Genomic DNA, 17664 nt, shown 5'->3' on the forward strand with positions numbered 1-17664 from the left:
ATGCGGTCAGATCGTGAGGGCGCGCTTGAGCAGTTCGGCCTGCTCCTGCGCGTGGACCTTCGACGAGCCGGTGGCCGGCGACGCGGATGCGGTCCTGGCCACCGTGCGGAACTGACGAGGGCCGGGGACCTCGGCGAACGCGAGCGCCAGGAACGGCCAGGCGCCCTGGTTCTCCGGCTCGTCCTGGACCCAGACGAGTTCGGCGTTCGGGTACGAATCCGTGATGGCCTTGAGCCCGTCGATCGGCGTCGGGTAGAGCTGCTCCAGCCGGACCAGAGCGATCTCCGGGTTCGGCTTCTTGTCGAGCTCGGCCCGCAGATCCCAGTGGATCTTGCCGGAGTGCACGAGTACGCGCTTGACCGCTGAACGGTCGATCCCGCGGCCGTCGTCGACGACCGGCTCGAAGCGCCCCTGCGTGAAGTCCTCGACCGGGCTGGTCGCACCGCGCAGACGCAGCATCGCCTTCGGGGTGAAGACGATCAGAGGCTTGCGAGGGCGGGCATACGCCTGACGACGCAGCAGGTGGAAATAGGATGCCGGAGTCGACGGCCGGGCGACGATCATGTTCTCCTGCGCGCACAGCTGCAGGAAGCGCTCGATGCGGGCGGACGAATGATCGGGCCCCTGACCCTCGTAGCCGTGCGGCAGCAGGAGCGTGACGCTGGACTGCTGCCCCCACTTCTGATCGGCGGCGGAGATGTACTCGTCGATGACTGACTGGGCGCCGTTGGCGAAGTCGCCGAACTGCGCCTCCCAGAGCACGAGCGCCTCGGGGTTCTCGACCGAGTAGCCGTACTCGAACGCCATCGCCGCGTACTCGCTGAGCAGCGAGTCGTACACCCACACGCGGCCCTGGTTGTCGGAGAGGTTGGCCAGCGGCAGCCACTCCTGGCCGTTCGAGCGGTCGTGCATGACGGCGTGGCGCTGCACGAAGGTGCCTCGACGCGAATCCTGCCCTGCCAGTCGGACCGGCGTGCCCTCCACCAGCAGCGACCCGAACGCGAGCAGTTCGCCGAAGCCCCAGTCGATGCCGCCGTGGCGGCTCATGTCGACGCGCTTGTCCAGCAGCTGCTGGATCTTCGGGTGGACGGTGAAGCCCTCCGGCTTGTTGTTGAACGCGTCGCCGATCAGGTGGATGACCTCGGAGGCGACGCCGGTGACCTCCGGCGCGCCGATGGTCTCCTCGACCGGGGAGAGCACGGGGGCGATCGGCGTGGCGCCGGTCTCCGCCGCGTGCGTCTCGGCGAACGCGACCTCGAGGCGACGCTGGAAGTCGTCCTTGGCCTGCTCGTACTCCTCCTCGGTGATGTCGCCGCGGCCGACGAGGGATTCGGTGTACAGCTTGCGCACCGAGCGCTTCGCCTGGATCAGATCCGTCATGAGCGGCTGCGTCATCGAGGGGTCGTCGCCCTCGTTGTGTCCGCGTCGGCGGTAGCAGATCAGGTCGATCACGACGTCGCGGTGGAACCGCTCGCGGTACTCGAACGCGAGCTGCGCGACGTGGATGACGGCCTCGGGGTCGTCGCCGTTCACGTGGAAGATGGGCGCCTGGATCGTCTTGGCGACATCCGTGGCGTAGACCGACGTGCGGGCATCGGTCGGGGTCGTGGTGAATCCGACCTGGTTGTTGACGACGACGTGCACGGTTCCGCCGGTGCGGTAGCCGCGCAGCTGCGACATCTGCAGGGTCTCGACGACCACGCCCTGGCCGGCGAACGCCGCATCGCCGTGGACGAGGATCGGCAGCCACGAGAACGTCCCGATGGGCTTGCGGTCCTGCTTGGCGCGGACGATGCCCTCGAGAACGCCGTCGACGGTCTCCAGGTGCGAGGGGTTCGCGGCGAGGTACACCGGAAGCTCTGAGCGGTCGTCGGCGACGAACGTGCCCTGCGTGCCGAGGTGATACTTCACGTCGCCGGAGCCGCGCTGGTTGCCGGTGGTCTGCGTCCCCTCGAATTCGCGGAAGACCTGTCCGTAGGTCTTGCCTGCGATGTTGGTGAGCACGTTGAGGCGGCCGCGGTGCGCCATGCCGATCGCGGCGCCGTCGAGCCCGGCGGTCGCCGCACCCTGCAGGATCTCATCCAGCAGCGGGATGAGGGATTCGCCGCCCTCGAGCGAGAAGCGCTTCTGCCCGACGAACTTCGTCTGCAGGAAGGTCTCGAACGCCTCGGCCTCGTTGAGCTTGCGCAGCACGCGCAGCTGCTCGTCGTGGCCGGGCTTCTGGTACTTGACCTCGACCTTCTCCTGGAACCAGCGGCGCTGCTCAGGATCCTGGATGTGCATGTACTCGATGCCCAGCGTGCGGCAGTACGAGTCACGCAGCACGCCGAGGATGTCGCGGAGCTTCATGACGCGCTTGCCGCCGAAGCCGCCGGTCACGAACTCGCGGTCCAGATCCCAGAAGGTCAGGCCGTGGCTCTCGATCTCGAGGTCGGGGTGCGAGCGCTGGACGTACTCCAGCGGGTCGATGTCGGCCATCAGGTGGCCGCGCACGCGGTAGGAGTTGATCAGCTCCTGCACGCGGGACTGCTTGTCGACGCGCTCGGCGAGGTCGACCGCGATGTCCGGGTTCCAGCGGATCGGCGCGTAGGGGATGCGCAGCGCGGCGAAGATATCGTCGTAGAAGCCGCGCTGGCCGAGCAGCAGCTCGTGCACCTTCTTGAGGAACTCTCCCGACCCGGCGCCCTGGATGACGCGGTGGTCGTACGTGCTGGTGAGTGTGATCGTCTTGCCGATCGCGAACTCGTTCAGCGTCTTGGTGCTCGCGCCCTGGAACTCGGCCGGATAGTCGAGGGCGCCGGCGCCGATGATGCAGCCCTGGCCTTTCATCAGACGCGGCACGGAGTGCACGGTGCCGATGCCGCCGGGGTTCGTCAGCGAGACGGTCGTGCCCTGGAAGTCACCGGCGGTGAGCTTGTTGCCGCGGGCGCGGGTCACGAGGTCCTCGTAGGCCGACAGGTACTCGCTGAACGTCAGCGTGTCGGCGCGCTTGATGCTGGGCACCATCAGCGCGCGTGTGCCGTCCGGCTTGGGGAGGTCGATCGCGATGCCGAGATTGACGTGCGCCGGTGCGACCACCGACGGCTTGCCATCGATCTCGGCGTAGAAGACGTTCTGGCTCGGGAATTCCTTCAGCGTCTGGATCAGCGCCCAGCCGATGAGGTGCGTGAAGCTGATCTTTCCGCCGCGGGTGCGGGACATGTGGTTGTTGATGACGATGCGGTTGTCGATCATCAGCTTGGCCGGGATCGTGCGCACGCTGGTCGCCGTGGGGACCGTGAGCGACTCGTCCATGTTCGCCGCGAGGGTCTTGGTCATGCCGCGCAGCGTCGTGACCTTGTCCTGCTCGGAGGAGGGCTCCTCGCTCGCCTTGGACTCCGGCTTCGGCGCCTGAGCGGGAATGGGAGCGGGAGCTGCGGGTTTCGCCGTGGTGCGGGCGACCGGCTGGGAGCCGATCACCGGGATGGGGGCGGTCACCGGGTGCGTCGTGGACGCCTCTGCCGGTGCGGCCTTCGCCGCGGCATCCGGCTGGTAGTTCTCGAGGATCGGCCACCACTCCTTGTCGACGGAGTTCCGATCCGCTGTGAACTGCTCGTAGAGCTCGTCGACGAGCCATGAATTGGCTCCGAACCCCCCGTCGCCCGATCCGACGCCGGTACCTTGGCTCGACACGCTCGATCGCCCTCTTTCATCGCTGAAGCACTGTGCCATGCACGGCGGCAGGATGTCCCCTGCGCCCATGCATTCTCGAAGATCAAGCCTAACGTGTTTTGTCCCCCGAATAGTCGACACGGCATGACCGGCGGGTGCGCGGAAAGCTACCGTGGATGTATGGACTTCCTCGGCGCGCAACCCACAGTCGATCTCACCTACTCGGACGTGTTCCTGGTGCCGCGCCGATCCGGGATCACCAGTCGCCTGCAGGTGGATCTCGCGCCGCAGGACGGGACGCCGGCGACGCTGCCGCTCGTGGCCTCGAACATGAACTCGGTGACCGGTCCGCGCCTCGCCGCGGTCCTCGCCAGGCGCGGCGGTCTCGGCGTCCTCCCGCAGGACATGCCGCTGCAGGAGCTGGACGCCGCGATCCGCGACGTCAAGGCGCAGCCGGTCGCGTGGGACACCCCACTGGTCCTGCCGCCGAGCGCCTCCGTCGCCGACGCGCTCGGCCTGCTGCCCGCCACCGAAGGCCACGGCATCGTCGTCGCCGACGGGGAGGGGCGCATCGACGTCGCAGCCATCCGCGGCATCCTTCCGGCGACGCGGCTGGCGACGGCGCTGCCCGATGCGCAGCTCGGCGATCTGGTGCACGCCGGCACGCCGGCGCTGGATGCCGAGGACGTCACCGACGGCAGGCAGGCGTTCGACCTCATCACCCAGGCCGGCGTGGAGACGGTGAGCGTCGTCCACCACGGTCACCTGGTCGGCACCCTCAGCGCGCGCAGCGCGCTGCGCTCGACGCTGTACCGCCCCGCCGTCGACTCCGACGGACGTCTCGCGGTGGCCGCAGCCGTCGGGATCAACGGCGATGTGGCCGGCAAGGCCAAGGCGCTCGCCGCGGCCGGTGTCGACGTGCTCGTCGTCGACACCGCTCACGGTCACCAGGAGGGCATGCTCGCAGCGCTGTCTGCCGTGGCGGCGTTGAACCTGGGCATCCCAGTCGTGGCGGGCAACATCGTCACGGCGGACGGCGTGGCGGATCTCGTGGCCGCCGGTGCGTCGATCCTCAAAGTGGGCGTGGGGCCGGGCGCCATGTGCACCACGCGCATGATGACCGCCGTGGGGCGGCCGCAGTTCTCGGCGGTGCTCGAGACGGCAGAGGCCGCCCGCGCCGCCGGTGCGCACGTGTGGGCGGACGGGGGAGTGCGCTACCCGCGAGATGTGGCGCTGGCGCTGGCCGCCGGTGCGGCGTCGGTCATGATCGGTTCGTGGTTCGCCGGCACGATCGAGGCGCCGGGGCAGCTGCAGACCGATGCGCAGGGGCGGATCTACAAGGAGTCCTGGGGGATGGCGTCGACCAAGGCCGTCCAGGCGCGCTTCGGACGACTGGATGCCTACGAGCGTGCGCGCAAGGAGCTGTTCGCCGAGGGCATCTCCTCGTCGAAGATCTACCTTGACCCGCTGCGTCCCGGTGTCGAAGACCTGCTGGACATGATCACCTCCGGTGTTCGCTCGTCGTTCACCTATGCCGGCGCGGCGAGCGTGCCCGAGTTCCACGACCGCGCCCTGGTGGGTCTGCAGTCCGCCGCCGGCTACGAGGAGGGCAAGGCTCTGCCGGTCAGCTGGTGAGTTCTCGGCACGGGTTCGGGGAAGAAACGCTAGAATCGTCGCACTATGGACGACCCTCCCAGTTGCAGTACATCGCCCCACCGCCCGACCTTCCGATCTGAGGAAGGGGACAGTTGATGGACTTCGTCCTGCTGGGCGTGGGGCTCCTGCTCACAGTCGGCACCGGCCTGTTCGTGGCCAGCGAGTTCGCCCTCGTGAATCTCGATCGTGCGGAACTCGAAGCGCGCCAGGCGCGCGGCGAGTCCCGCCTCGCCATGACGATCGGTGCCCTCAAGCACACCTCGACGCATCTGTCCTCTGCACAGCTGGGCATCACGCTCACCACGCTGCTCACGGGGTACACGATGGAGCCGGCGATCTCGCGCCTGATCGGCCCCGGACTGCTCTCATGGGGACTCAGCGAGGCCGTCGTCGCCCCGATCTCGACGGTCGTCGGGATGCTGGTGGCGACCGTGCTGTCGATGATCCTCGGCGAGCTCGTGCCGAAGAACTTCGCGCTCGCGCTTCCGCGGCAGACGGCGAAGGTCGTCGTCCCGTTCCAGGTCGCGTTCACCACGGTCTTCAAGCCCGTCATCCGGCTGCTCAACGGCAGCGCGAACGCCGTGCTGCGCAGCATGGGCGTCGAACCGAAGGAGGAGCTGTCCGGTGCGCGCAGCGCCGAAGAGCTCTCCTCGCTCGTTCGGCGCTCCGCGATGGCCGGCGTGCTCGAGGCCGACACGGCCTCCCTGCTCGATCGCAGCCTCACGTTCGCCCGTCTCACGGCGGCGGACGTGATGACGGCTCGGCCGAGCATGCACTCCATCGCGGCCGGAGATTCGGCTGAAGACGTGATCCAGCTCGCCCGCCGGACGGGGCACAGCCGGTTTCCGGTGTACGACGACGACCTCGACGACATCACCGGTGTGGTGCACCTCAAGGCCGCCGTCTCGGTTCCCCGCGAGCGGCGGGCGGAGGTGCCGGTCGGCGCACTGGCCACAGAGCCGCTGCGCGTTCCGGAGACGGTCCACCTCGACAACCTCATCTCCGAGCTGCGCGCCAAGGGGTACCAGCTCGCCATCGTCGTCGACGAATACGGCGGAACGGCCGGCGTGGTGACGCTCGAGGATCTCGTGGAGGAGATCGTCGGCGAGGTCTCGGACGAACACGATCGCACCAGGGCCGGCATCGTCCGTGGCCGCGGGACGATCACGTTCCCCGGCGAGCTCCGTCCCGACGAGCTGCAGAGCCGCACCGGCGTGCACGTTCCTGAGGGAGAGGTCTACGACACGGTCGCCGGATACGTGATGAGCGTGCTGGAACGCGTTCCCGCCGCCGGGGACGAGGTCACGCTCGACAGCGGCGTGCTGGAGGTGGTGCGCATGGACGGTCGACGTGTCGACCGCCTCCGCTACACCCCGACGCCGGTCGATGTCGCCGCAGAGGAGGTGTCCCGATGAACGATTGGGCAGGATTGGTCTGGCTCGTCGTCCTTCTGGCCGGCAACGCCTTCTTCGTCGGCGCCGAGTTCGCCGTCATCTCGGCACGCCGCTCGCAGATCGAGCCTCGCGCTGAGCAGGGTTCGCGTGCGGCCAAGACGGCGCTCTACGCGATGGAGCACGCCACGCTGATGCTGGCGACGTCGCAGCTGGGCATCACGATCTGCTCGCTGCTGATCCTGAACGTGTCCGAACCTGCGATCCATCACCTCCTCGCCGTGCCCATGCACGCGATCGGCTGGTCGGATGCCGTGGTCGACGTCACGGCGTTCGTGATCGCGCTCGTGATCGTGTCGTTCCTGCACGTGGTCTTCGGCGAGATGGTCCCCAAGAACCTGGCGTTCTCGGTTCCGGATCGTGCCGTGCTGATCCTCGCGAGCCCCCTCGTGTGGGTGTCGAAGGTGTTCCACCCCGTGATCTGGGTGCTGAACGCGGCGGCCAACGGCGTGCTCCGACTGTTCGGCGTCGAGCCGAAGAACGAAGCGGCGTCGACGTTCACGATCGATGAGGTCGCGACGATCGTCAGTCAGTCGCGTCGTGAGGGTCTGCTGACCGACACGGCGGGAACCGTGGCCGCGGCGGTCGAGTTCACGGACAAGAAGGCACGGGATGTCGCCGTGCCGCTGCCGGAGCTGGTGACGCTGCCGGCATCGACGACGCCGGACGACATCGAGCGGGCCGTCGCCCGATACGGGTTCTCGCGCTACGTGATCGTGGACGAGGAGCAGGCGCCGATCGGGTACGTCCACCTCAAGGACATCCTGCGTGCGTCCGAGGGGGCGGATGCCGCGGCGAAGGTGGCGGCGCCGATCCCGTCCAAACGGATCCACCACATGGTCCCCGTCCAGGAGGACACCGACCTGGAGGACGCGCTCGCGGTCATGCGCCGCGCCGGTCGTCATCTCGCGAAGGTCCGCAACGCGCAGGGCGACACCACGGCCGTCCTGTTCCTGGAGGACATCCTCGAGGAACTCGTGGGAGAGGTGCAGGACGCCACCAGACGCGTCGTCCACCGCGGAGAGTGATTCACGCGGTGGCGGTGAGCAGACTCACCGCCACCGCGCACGCTCGTACTGCGACGGCCACGGGATCTCCACGCCCAGTTCGTGGGCCGCACGCAGGGCGAAGTGCGGGTCGCGCAGCCACTCCCTGCCTGCGAAGATCGCGTCGGCTTCGCCGTCCTCGAGCACGCGCTCGGCCTGCTCCGCCGCGGTGATGAGCCCCACGGCCGAGGTCGGGATCCGCCCGCCGCGTCGGACCGTACCCGCCAGCCCCACCTGGTACCCGGGGAAGATGTCGATGCGCTGATGCGCGACCAGCCCGCCGCTGGAGACGTCGATGAGATCCGCGCCGTGCTCGCGCGCCCATTCGCCGACGATCGTCGCCTCGTCGGGCGAGAAGCCGCCGTCGGCGTGGTCGGTCGCGGAGATCCGGACGAAGACCGGGACATCGTCGCCTGCGACCACGCGCACGGCGTCCAGGATGCGCAGCAGCAGGCGGGCGCGGTTCTCGAGCGGGCCGCCGTAGTCGTCCGCGCGCCGGTTGGACAGCGGCGAGAGGAACTGGTGGATCAGGTAGCCGTGCGCGGCGTGCAGCTCGAGGACGTCGAATCCGGCATCCAATGCCCGCAGCGCGGCGGCGGCGAAGGCGTCGACGAGATCGTCGATGTCTGCTCCATCCAGGGCCCTCGGGACGTCGAACCCGTGGAAGGCGACGGCCGACGGCGCCGACGTGACCCAGCCGCCCTCTGCTGCCGGGACCGATCCGCGCTGCGCGGCCCACGGCCACCAGGCCGACGCCTTGCGCCCGGCATGCGCGAGCTGGATCCCGGCCAGGGCTCCCCGCGCGTGGATCCCGGCGACGATCGGTGCCCAGGCATCCCGCTGCTCGTCGGTCCAGATGCCGGCGTCTCGGGGGCTGATGCGCCCCTCCGCGACGACGGCCGTGGCTTCGGCCACGATGAGTCCGGCGCCACCCGATGCGAACTGGGTCAGATGGGTGCGGTGCCAGTCCTGCACGATGCCGTCGACCGCGCTGTACATGCACATCGGCGACACCCACAGTCGATTCGGGAAGGTCACGGAACGCAGACGCAGCGGGGAGAAGAGCAGGCTCACCCTTCGACGGTACTGCCAGCCGGACGTCACCGGCCGCATAGCATGGGGGGCATGGTCGAGGCGCGTGAGTGGGGCAGGGACGACACCGTCCGGTTCGTGCGGACGCCAGGACCGGTGGACGACAAGTACTCCCGTGGCGTCGTGGCGGTGCGCACGGGCTCGGCCGATTACCCCGGGGCGGCCGTGCTGTCCGTCGAGGCCGCCTGGCGGGCCGGTGCAGGGTACGTGCGCTACCTCGGGTCGGCCCCTGACGCCGTGCTCGCGCGTCGACCGGAGACGGTCGCCGCGCAGGACATCGGCCGGACCAGGCCCGGCGCGTGGGTCATCGGATCCGGAACGGATGCCGCGCAGCGCACCGTCGAAGAGACGGATGCCCTGCGGGAGATCCTGGCAGGCGCAGTGCCCGTCGTCGTCGACGCGGGTGCGCTCGATCTCGCACCGGGCGCGGCCGCGCCGCTGCTCGTCACCCCGCATGCCGGCGAGTTCCATCGTCTGCGTGAACGGCTGCGCCTCGCGCCGGAGGGCAGCGGCGACCGCGTGCTGGACGCAGCGCAGACCGCTGGCGCGCTCGGGCGAACCGTGCTCCTGAAGGGATCGCGCACGCTCATCGCCTCGTCGGACGGCACCGTGATCATCTTGCCGCCGGCTCCCGGATGGCTCGCGACTGCGGGCAGCGGTGACGTGCTGGCGGGCGTCCTCGGCGCACTGCTGGCGGCGAATCCCGGAGCGTTCATCGCTGAGACGGCTGCGGCGGGCGCGTGGCTGCACGGCCACGCCGCTCGTCTCGCCGCAGGAATGGCCGATGGCGGTCCGGGGCACCCGATCGTCGCCCTGGATGTCGCCGAGGCGCTTCCGCATGCGATCGCGGGCCTGCTCTCGTGACACGCCGCACCGCGCCGCTGTGGACGGCCTTCCTGCTCGCCCACGCCCTGACGGCGTGGCTGGGCTGGGTGTATCCCAGCCAGCCGATGGGCGACGTGGTGCTCGTCTACGAACCGTGGTCGGCGTCGGCGCTCACCGGTGGCACCGTCATGGGCATCACCGAGCCGTGGGTGTACCCGCAGCTCGCACTGCTGCCGATGCTGCTCGCCAAGGCCCTGTCGCTGCCGTTCGTGGCCGCGGTGGGCGCGCTGAGCGCGTACCTCGTGGCCTGGGCCGTGCTCGTCACTGTGTTGGATGCCGTCGCCTTCGGTTTCCTCATCGGACGGCGACCATCGGCACCGCGACGGGCCGCGGCGTGGTTCTGGACGGCGGCGCTGCTGCTGCTCGGACCGATCGCGCTCTACCGGATCGATGCCATCACGGTCCCGCTCGCGATCGTGGGCGGGCTTCTGCTGCTGCGGCATCCGCTGGTCGGAACGGTGCTGCTGACCATCGGCGCGTGGATCAAGATCTGGCCCGGCGCGCTGGTGCTGGCCGCGGTCGTCGCAGCGCGCAACCGACTGAAGATCCTGTGCGCAGCCGCCGCGGGGACCGCGGGGATCATCGTCGTGTTGTTCCTGCTGGGTGCCGACCAGCATCTCTTCGCTTTCCTCACCCAGCAGACCGGCCGCGGACTTCAGGTCGAGGCAGTGGCCGCGACACCGTACCTGTGGGCGGCGCGTGCGGGTGCCGCGTCCGTCGGATACAGCTTCGAGATCCTCACGTTCCAGGTCGAAGGGTACGGCGTGCCCTTCGTGTCCGACGTCTTGACCCCGATCATGCTGCTCACGGTCGCCGTCATCACCGCGCTCGCAGCCGTCAAGGCAGCGCGCGGCGGATCGTTCGGACGGTTGTTCCCGCCGTTGGCGCTGTCACTGGTCGCGGCGCTGATCGTCACGAACAAGGTCGGGTCCCCGCAGTTCCAGACCTGGCTGATCGCCCCGATGGTCCTGTGGTTCGTGTACGACAGGACCAGGGCGCGCGGCCCCGCGGCGCTCGTGGCGGTGCTGTGCGGCCTGACCTGCCTCATCTACCCGCTCACCTACGATGCGCTGCTGCGCACCGAGTTCGTGCCCGTGCTGCTGCTCACGGCGCGCAACGTGCTTCTGATCGTCCTGCTCGTGGTCGGCATCCGCTCGATCGTCCGAGTCCCCATCCCCACACGGAGGTAAACATGCTCATCGCATTCTCGGTCGCCCCTTCCGGCAACGGCAGCGCGGATGGATCCGTGCACGATGCCGTCGCCGCCGCCGTCACGGTGGTCCGCGAGTCCGGTCTGGCGCACCGCACCACCAGCATGTTCACCGAGGTCGAGGGGGAGTGGGACGAGGTCATGGATGTCGTCAAGCGTGCCACCGAGGCCGTCATGCCGTACGGCTCGCGGGTGTCCCTCGTGCTCAAGGCGGACATCCGCCCGGGGTACACCGGAGAGCTCGATGCCAAGATCGACCGGCTCGAGACGGCGATCCGGGACGCCGATTCCGCGTAGCATTGACGGGTGAACCACTCCTCGACACTCTCGAGGGGTGCGGCGACGACGGCGCTCCTCTCTCTCGCCATCGGCTCTTTCGGAATCGGCATGACCGAGTTCGTCGCCATGGGCCTGCTGCCCGACATCGCCCAGGACCTGCTTCCCGACCTCTGGGCGGCATCGCCGGAGGAGGCGATCGGGCGCGCCGGCCTCCTGATCTCGCTGTACGCGCTCGGCGTCGTGCTCGGCGCGCCGACCATCGCGGGGCTCGTCGCGCGTTTCCCTCGGCATCGCGTGATGATCGGGCTCGCGCTCGCGCTCACCCTGTTCAACGCACTCACCGTCGTGCTTCCCAGCTTCGGACTCGTCGGGGCGTCGCGGCTGCTGGCCGGGCTGCCGCACGGCGCGTATTTCGGAATCGGCGCACTCGTGGCCGCGGACGTCCTCGGTCCGGGCCGGCGCGGCCAGGGCGCGGCGTTCATCATGACCGGACTCACGATCGCGAACGTGGTCGGTGTGCCGTTGGGCACGTATCTGGGGCAGAACTACGGGTGGCGGACGGCGTTCCTGGTCGTCACAGCCGTGTTCGCCATCGCGACGCTCTGCATCGCGCTCTTCGTGCCCGAGCACGAGGGCGATCCCGGTCGTGGCGTTCTCAGCGAGTTCGGCGTGTTCCGCATCGGTCAGGTATGGCTGACGCTGGGCATCGGAGCGATCGGGTTCGGCGGCTTCTTCGCCGTGTACAGCTACGTCTCACCGCTCGTGACCGAGATCGCCGGATCGCCGGAGTGGGCGGTGCCGATCGTGCTCGTGCTGGTGGGCATCGGCATGACGGTCGGCAACCTGCTCGGCGGGTACCTCGCCGATCGCGACCTGCAGCGCACGCTCGTGGTGGGGATGACGCTGCTCGCCGGCATCCTCGTCCTGCTCGCGCTGCTGGCCTCGCACATCATCCTGCTCGGTCTGCTCGCGATGGCGGTCGGCGCCGTCTCTGCCATGCTGAGCCCGGCTATCCAGACCCGTCTGATGGATGTCGCCGGTGACAACCAGTCGATCGCTGCGGCGCTGAACCACTCCGCGCTGAACATCGGCAACAGCCTCGGTGCGTTCCTCGGAGGGGCCGTCATCGCGGTCGGCTGGGGCTACACCGCACCTGCCTGGATCGGAGCACTGCTCGCGTTCACCGGATTGGGGATCACGCTGCTGGCCCTGCGACTGCAGCGACGCCCCGTGCTCGTCTGACCGGATCCTCGTAGAGTGGCGGCATGGTGGATCAACTGCCTCTCGCCGGGACGGTGGTGCTGCTGCGCGACCGCGCCGCGTCGCTCGAGGTGCTCATCCTGAGGCGTCCCGTCCGTGGTTCTTTCGCCGGCGCCTGGGTCTTCCCCGGTGGTCTCGTCGAAGACGTCGATCGCGCATCATCGATATCGGGACAGGACGCAGCCAGGAGCGCTGCGGCCCGGGAGTGCTGCGAAGAGGTCGGGCTCCGCCCCGTCGGCCTCGTGACGCTGTCCCGCTGGATTCCGCCGACGCAGGCGCCCAAACGCGTCGGCACCTGGTTCTTCCTCGCCCTGGACCCCGGAGGCGATATCGTGCCGTCGCCCGATGAGGTGGTCGAATGGTGCTGGATCTCGCCGGTCGATGCGCTCGCACGCCACGCGGTCGGCGAGATCGAGCTGTTCCCGCCGACCTGGGTGACGCTGCACGGGCTGTCCCGATTCGACTCGGCGGACGCGGCGGTGACCGCGGCATCCGATGCTCCGACGTATGCGACCCGGTTGCTCCCCGGCGATGTGTTCTGCTGGGTCGGTGACGCGCAGCATCCCGATGGCGGCGCCGGAGTGCATCGGTTGGAGACGGCGGAGCGGCCATGGCGCTATCGACGCGAGTGAGTCGCGTCAGCTCGTGAGCAGCCGCCGCAGGTGGTCGCTGACGACGTCGGTCTCGATGAGGAACCCGTCATGTCCGAAGTCGCTCGTGATGACGACCGCCTCGTCTCCGTCGAGCGTGTCGGGGATGCTGCGGGCGATGCGATGCTGGCCCTCCAACGGGAAGAGCCTGTCGGTGTCGATGCCGAGCACGAGCGTCGTCGCCGTCACCGTGCGCAGGGCATCCTCGATGCCACCCCTGTCCCGGCCGACGTCGTGCGAGTTCATCGCCTCGACCAGGGTGATGTAGCTGTTCGCGTCGAAACGACGGGTGAACTTGTTGCCGTGGAAGTCGAGGTAGCTCTCCACGGCGAAACGTCCGCCGTGGCCGAGCGGCGACAGGTCGGACTGCCACGAGCGCTGGAAGCGGCTGTTCAGCTCGATCGGGGACCGGTAGTTCAGCATCGCCATGCGTCGTGCCAGCGCCAGACCGCGATGCGGGCCCTCGCCGGTGGCGGCGTCGTAGTACTCGCCTCCCTCGAAACGCGGGTCCATCCGGATGGTCTCCAGCTGGAGCATGTTCGAGGCGATCTGGTCCGCGGTGCTGGCGGGTGGTGACGCGAGGATCGCGAGGCGCTGCAGGCGGTCCGGATGCGTCACGGCCCACTCGAGCGCATGCATGCCGCCCATGGATCCGCCGACCACGGCTGCCCAGCGGTCGATTCCGAGAGCATCGGCCAGCCGTACCTGGGCGGCGACCTGGTCGCGCACGGTGAGGTAAGGGAAGCGCGATGCCCACTCGTAGCCGTCGGGGGCGACGCTGGCCGGGCCGGTCGAGCCCTGGCATCCGCCCAGGATGTTCGGTGCGATCACGAACCAGCGATCGGTGTCGATCGCCGCGCCTGGACCGACGACGTCGCCCCACCAGCCGGCGGTCGCATGACCAGGGCCCGCCTCACCGCGTACGTGGCTGTCACCGGTGAGCGCGTGGTTGATGAGGATCGCGTTGTCGCGCTTCTCGTTCAGCTCGCCCCACGTCTCATAGGCGATCCGGATGCCGGGGAGCTCCTGCCCGCTCTCGGTGCGGAACGCGCCGAAGGCCGCGAACCGCCGCTCGCCGATCGGGTCGCCGTCGCGCCAGGCTCCTGTGGCGGGGGGACGCGCCCGCATCATGCTGGCCTGCGCCTCGGTCACGCGCCGCGAGGGCACCGTCTCCTCCGAGGTCGTCTGCCAGTCCATTCCTCCATTCTCGCCCGGTTCCGGTCGGCGCGGCGGAAGGTTACGGATGGCGTGTGCTCCGCGGGCGGTGCGATCGCGTGTCCGAGTACGCCGGCTGCTGCCGCGCCGGGGGACCGACCACGTTCACCCATGCCCGCGACGAAACGCGGATTCGGTGACGAATGACGGATCGATCTGTCGAAAAGGTCCGTGAATCGTCACCGCATCCGTCCATCGTCCGTCCTGCCCCCGTGAACGCGCGGATGCCCGGACCACACGGCCCGGGCATCCTGTCCCTTGAGGAGGAGGGGCTTACGCGCGGGCGGCGTCCGAGATGCGACGCGCGGCGGTGAGCGCCTGCTCGAGGTCCGCCTTGAGGTCTTCCACGTTCTCGAGGCCGAGCGACAGGCGCACGAGGCCGGGGGTGACGCCCGCGGTGAGCTGCTGCTCGGGCGTCAGCTGCGAGTGGGTCGTGGATGCCGGGTGGATCACGAGGGATCGGACGTCGCCGATGTTGGCGAGGTGGCTGAACAGCGACAGGCTGTTCACGAACTCACGTCCGGCCTGAACGCCGCCCTTGAGCTCGAACGACAGCACGGCGCCGACGCCCTTGGGCAGGTATTCGTTCGCCTTGGCGTACCACGGAGACGACGGAAGACCCGAGTAGTTGACGCTGGCGACGTCGGCGTGGTTGTCGAGCCACTCCGCGATCTCCTGAGCATTCTGGACGTGGCGCTCGACACGCAGCGACAGGGTCTCGATGCCCTGGATGAGCTGCCAGGCGCTCTGCGGTGAGATGGCGGCGCCGAGGTCGCGCAGCAGCTGCACGCGGGCCTTGATGATGTACGCGAGTGCGTCGCCGACCGCGGTGGTGTAACTGGCGCCGTGGTAGGACGGGTCGGGCTCGGTCAGCCCGGGGAAGCGCTCGACGTTCTTGGACCACTCGAACGAACCGCCGTCGACGATCACGCCGCCGATCGTGGTGCCGTGGCCGCCGAGGAACTTCGTCGCCGAGTGGATGACGATGTCGGCGCCGTGCTCGAACGGGCGGAGCAGGTACGGGGTGGCGATCGTGTTGTCCACGATGAGCGGGATGCCCGCTTCGTGTGCGACGTCGCTCACGGCGCGGATGTCGAGCACGTTGATCTTCGGGTTGCCGACGGTCTCGCCGAAGAACAGCTTCGTGTTCGGCCGGACGGCGCGGCGCCACTCCTCGGCGTCGTCCTGGTTCTCCACGAACGTGGTCTCGATGCCGAGCTTGGCCAGCGTGTACTTGAAGAGGTTGTAGGTGCCGCCGTAGATCGAGCTCGACGAGACGATGTGGTCGCCTGCCTCGGCGATGTTGAGCACCGCGAAGGTCGAGGCCGCCTGGCCGCTGGCCAGCAGCAGCGCGCCGGTACCGCCCTCGAGCGCCGCGACCCGCTGCTCGACGACGTCCTGGGTCGGGTTCTGGATGCGGGTGTAGATGTTCCCGAACTCCGCCAGAGCGAAGAGGTTCGCCGCGTGGTCCGCATTGTCGAACACGTACGACGTGGTCTGGTAGATCGGCGTGGCGCGTGCCTTGGTGACCGGGTCGGGCGCTGCGCCCGAGTGGATCTGCTTGGTCTCGAAACGCCAGGACTCGGGTGCGGACATTGGGTTCCCCCTGGAACTCTCGGATGCGGGTATGGCGGGTGCCGTTCCAGCGAGAGTACGGAACGGCGGTGCGTGTCAACAACAGTCGGGAAATGTGACGTAACACGCGTCTACGCGGGAAACCGCGCAGAACGTCGTACGGTGGATGACATGGTGACAAGGCGTGCAGTGGTGACCGGTGCGAGCACGGGAATCGGAGCGGCGACGGTTCGCGCGCTTCGAGCGAGCGGGTGGGATGTCGTCGGCGTGGCGCGGCGCGAGGATCGCCTCGCCGCACTCGTCGCCGAGACCGGGGCATCGGCGATCGTGTGCGACCTCACGGATTCCGCGGGGGTGGAGGCGCTGGTGTCCGAACTCGAGTCGACGGGGCCCGTCCACGCCATCGTGCAGGTCGCCGGCGGTGCGCGCGGCACTGATCGCATCGAAGACGGCTCGATCGACGACTGGCAGTGGATGTACGAGGTCAACGTGCTGGCGACTCAGCGTCTCGTCGCGGGTCTCATGCCGCTGCTGCGTCGCGCGGCCGAGGCCGACGGGCACGCTGACACGGTCTTCGTGACGTCGACGGCCGCCCAGGTCGCCTACCCGGGTGGCGGTGGGTACAACGCGGCGAAGGCCGCGGAGGCGATGCTCGTTCGCGCGCTGCGCCAGGAGCTCAACGGAGAACCCATCCGTGTCGTCGAGGTGGCCCCCGGAATGGTGCACACCGAGGAGTTCACGCTCAACCGGCTCGGCGGTGACCGGGTCGCGGCAGAAGCGGTCTACGCCGGTGTCGAGGAACCCCTGCAGGCCTCGGACGTCGCGGATGTCATCGCCTACGCCCTCAACGCTCCAGGTCGCGTCAACCTCGACCTCATCACGATGCGCCCGGTGGCGCAGTCCGCGCAGCACCTGCTGGCGCGCGGTCCGCTGAGCCCTCGTCTCGAGGACTGAACGACGGATGCTGCCTCGCACCCTGACACAGCTCGCCGATGAGGGGATGATCGACCCCGGCTGGGCCGACGCGCTCGCCCCGGTCGCGGACGTCATCGCGGGGCTCGGTGACCGGCTGCGCGCCGAGCAGGCCGCAGGACGCGGCTACCTGCCAACCGGGGAGAACGTGTTTCGCGCGTTTCGCCGTCCGCTGGACGACGTGCGCGTGCTCGTCAGCGGCCAGGACCCCTATCCGACGCCCGGACATCCGATCGGGCTGTCGTTCGCGGTGGAGCGGCACGTCAGGCCGTTGCCGCGCAGCCTCGTCAACATCTACAAGGAGCGCGCGGCGGATCTCGGCATCCCGCCCGCACCGCACGGCGACCTGACCGAGTGGAGCGACCAGGGCGTCCTGCTGCTGAACAGGGTCCTCACCGTGCGCCCCGGTGCGGCGGGATCCCACCGGGGGTGGGGGTGGGAGCAGGTCACCGATCTCGCCATCCGCACGCTGGCGGCGCGGGATCGCCCGCTCGTCGCCGTGCTGTGGGGGAGGGATGCCGAGAAGCTGCAGCCCCTGATCGGCTCCACACCAGTGATTGCGTCCGCCCACCCGTCTCCGCTGTCCGCGAGCCGCGGGTTCTTCGGTTCGCGACCGTTCTCGCGCGTGAACGCGCTGCTGGAGCAGCAGGGAGCCGATGCTGTCGACTGGCGCGTGTCGGACGACGACCAGGGCGCGGAACTGCCGGGGCTCGGGTTCTAAG

The 17664-nt window shown here is 69.1% G+C and carries 14 protein-coding genes; 10 read left to right on the forward strand and 4 right to left on the reverse strand.

Annotated elements, in window-relative coordinates; translation table 11 throughout:
* Positions 1-6: 6 nt before the first annotated feature.
* Positions 7-3672, reverse strand: coding sequence for a multifunctional oxoglutarate decarboxylase/oxoglutarate dehydrogenase thiamine pyrophosphate-binding subunit/dihydrolipoyllysine-residue succinyltransferase subunit (locus tag ACFCYE_RS06115; RefSeq protein WP_376177243.1), 3666 nt, complete (start codon positions 3670-3672; stop codon positions 7-9).
* Between the two features lie 159 nt (positions 3673-3831).
* On the opposite strand from ACFCYE_RS06115, the gene ACFCYE_RS06120 reads away from it, so the two are divergent.
* The 3 genes from ACFCYE_RS06120 to ACFCYE_RS06130 all read left to right on the forward strand — a co-directional run bounded on the left by ACFCYE_RS06120 (position 3832) and on the right by ACFCYE_RS06130 (position 7786).
* Complete coding sequence (locus ACFCYE_RS06120) at positions 3832-5286, forward strand: GuaB1 family IMP dehydrogenase-related protein (RefSeq protein ID WP_376177245.1); 1455 nt, start codon at positions 3832-3834, stop codon at positions 5284-5286.
* Positions 5287-5402: 116 nt separating this feature from the next.
* The gene (locus tag ACFCYE_RS06125) at positions 5403-6722 is read left to right on the forward strand and encodes a hemolysin family protein (RefSeq protein ID WP_376177246.1); all 1320 of its coding nucleotides are present in this window, start codon (positions 5403-5405) and stop codon (positions 6720-6722) included.
* Positions 6719-7786, forward strand: a complete 1068-nt coding sequence (locus ACFCYE_RS06130) for a hemolysin family protein (RefSeq protein ID WP_376177248.1) — start codon at positions 6719-6721, stop codon at positions 7784-7786. The genes ACFCYE_RS06125 and ACFCYE_RS06130 overlap by 4 nt, the downstream gene beginning before the upstream one ends.
* Before the next feature lie 24 nt (positions 7787-7810).
* On the opposite strand, the gene ACFCYE_RS06135 is transcribed toward ACFCYE_RS06130, so the two are convergent.
* The gene (locus tag ACFCYE_RS06135) at positions 7811-8878 is read right to left on the reverse strand and encodes an NADH:flavin oxidoreductase/NADH oxidase (protein WP_376177250.1); all 1068 of its coding nucleotides are present in this window, start codon (positions 8876-8878) and stop codon (positions 7811-7813) included.
* 51 nt (positions 8879-8929) lie between these two features.
* Here ACFCYE_RS06135 and ACFCYE_RS06140 point away from each other — a divergent pair, with 51 nt between their 5' ends.
* From ACFCYE_RS06140 to ACFCYE_RS06160, 5 genes are read left to right on the forward strand one after another with little or no spacing between them, the layout of a single operon-like run.
* The gene (locus ACFCYE_RS06140; protein ID WP_376177251.1) at positions 8930-9760 is read left to right on the forward strand and encodes an NAD(P)H-hydrate dehydratase; all 831 of its coding nucleotides are present in this window, start codon (positions 8930-8932) and stop codon (positions 9758-9760) included.
* On the forward strand, positions 9757-10971 hold the full coding sequence (locus tag ACFCYE_RS06145; RefSeq protein WP_376177253.1) for a hypothetical protein: 1215 nt from the start codon (positions 9757-9759) through the stop codon (positions 10969-10971). Before ACFCYE_RS06140 ends, ACFCYE_RS06145 begins: the two co-directional genes overlap by 4 nt.
* A gap of 2 nt (positions 10972-10973) precedes the next feature.
* Positions 10974-11288 (forward strand): MTH1187 family thiamine-binding protein, encoded by a 315-nt coding sequence (locus tag ACFCYE_RS06150; protein ID WP_376177254.1) that lies wholly within the window; start codon positions 10974-10976, stop codon positions 11286-11288.
* A gap of 9 nt (positions 11289-11297) precedes the next feature.
* Complete coding sequence (locus ACFCYE_RS06155) at positions 11298-12512, forward strand: MFS transporter (RefSeq protein ID WP_376177255.1); 1215 nt, start codon at positions 11298-11300, stop codon at positions 12510-12512.
* A 23-nt stretch (positions 12513-12535) separates the two neighbouring features.
* Positions 12536-13162: an NUDIX domain-containing protein gene (locus tag ACFCYE_RS06160; protein WP_376177257.1), complete on the forward strand. Its 627-nt coding sequence runs from the start codon at positions 12536-12538 to the stop codon at positions 13160-13162.
* Between the two features lie 6 nt (positions 13163-13168).
* On the opposite strand, the gene ACFCYE_RS06165 is transcribed toward ACFCYE_RS06160, so the two are convergent.
* Positions 13169-14377 (reverse strand): homoserine O-acetyltransferase, encoded by a 1209-nt coding sequence (locus ACFCYE_RS06165; protein ID WP_376177259.1) that lies wholly within the window; start codon positions 14375-14377, stop codon positions 13169-13171.
* A 291-nt stretch (positions 14378-14668) separates the two neighbouring features.
* Complete coding sequence (locus ACFCYE_RS06170; RefSeq protein ID WP_376177260.1) at positions 14669-15991, reverse strand: bifunctional o-acetylhomoserine/o-acetylserine sulfhydrylase; 1323 nt, start codon at positions 15989-15991, stop codon at positions 14669-14671.
* Between the two features lie 150 nt (positions 15992-16141).
* Between ACFCYE_RS06170 and ACFCYE_RS06175 the strand changes: the two genes are divergently transcribed.
* The gene (locus tag ACFCYE_RS06175) at positions 16142-16924 is read left to right on the forward strand and encodes an SDR family oxidoreductase (RefSeq protein ID WP_376177261.1); all 783 of its coding nucleotides are present in this window, start codon (positions 16142-16144) and stop codon (positions 16922-16924) included.
* Positions 16925-16931: 7 nt separating this feature from the next.
* On the forward strand, positions 16932-17663 hold the full coding sequence (locus ACFCYE_RS06180; protein WP_376177262.1) for a uracil-DNA glycosylase: 732 nt from the start codon (positions 16932-16934) through the stop codon (positions 17661-17663).
* The last annotated feature ends 1 nt before the right edge of the window (position 17664 follow it).

Origin of the sequence: Microbacterium sp. NPDC056234 (assembly GCF_042267585.1) — a bacterium.
Lineage (GTDB): Bacteria > Actinomycetota > Actinomycetes > Actinomycetales > Microbacteriaceae > Microbacterium.

What these genes read in the sequence shown, in the direction of transcription:
- ACFCYE_RS06120 (WP_376177245.1), top strand. Translation starts at nt 3,832, where the DNA reads ATGGACTTCCTCGGCGCGCAACCCACAGTCGATCTCACCTACTCGGAC.
- ACFCYE_RS06125 (WP_376177246.1), top strand. Translation starts at nt 5,403, where the DNA reads ATGGACTTCGTCCTGCTGGGCGTGGGGCTCCTGCTCACAGTCGGCACC.
- ACFCYE_RS06130 (WP_376177248.1), top strand. Translation starts at nt 6,719, where the DNA reads ATGAACGATTGGGCAGGATTGGTCTGGCTCGTCGTCCTTCTGGCCGGC.
- ACFCYE_RS06140 (WP_376177251.1), top strand. Translation starts at nt 8,930, where the DNA reads ATGGTCGAGGCGCGTGAGTGGGGCAGGGACGACACCGTCCGGTTCGTG.
- ACFCYE_RS06150 (WP_376177254.1), top strand. Translation starts at nt 10,974, where the DNA reads ATGCTCATCGCATTCTCGGTCGCCCCTTCCGGCAACGGCAGCGCGGAT.
- ACFCYE_RS06160 (WP_376177257.1), top strand. Translation starts at nt 12,536, where the DNA reads ATGGTGGATCAACTGCCTCTCGCCGGGACGGTGGTGCTGCTGCGCGAC.
- ACFCYE_RS06165 (WP_376177259.1), bottom strand. Translation starts at nt 14,377, where the DNA reads ATGGACTGGCAGACGACCTCGGAGGAGACGGTGCCCTCGCGGCGCGTG.
- ACFCYE_RS06170 (WP_376177260.1), bottom strand. Translation starts at nt 15,991, where the DNA reads ATGTCCGCACCCGAGTCCTGGCGTTTCGAGACCAAGCAGATCCACTCG.
- ACFCYE_RS06175 (WP_376177261.1), top strand. Translation starts at nt 16,142, where the DNA reads ATGGTGACAAGGCGTGCAGTGGTGACCGGTGCGAGCACGGGAATCGGA.
- ACFCYE_RS06180 (WP_376177262.1), top strand. Translation starts at nt 16,932, where the DNA reads ATGCTGCCTCGCACCCTGACACAGCTCGCCGATGAGGGGATGATCGAC.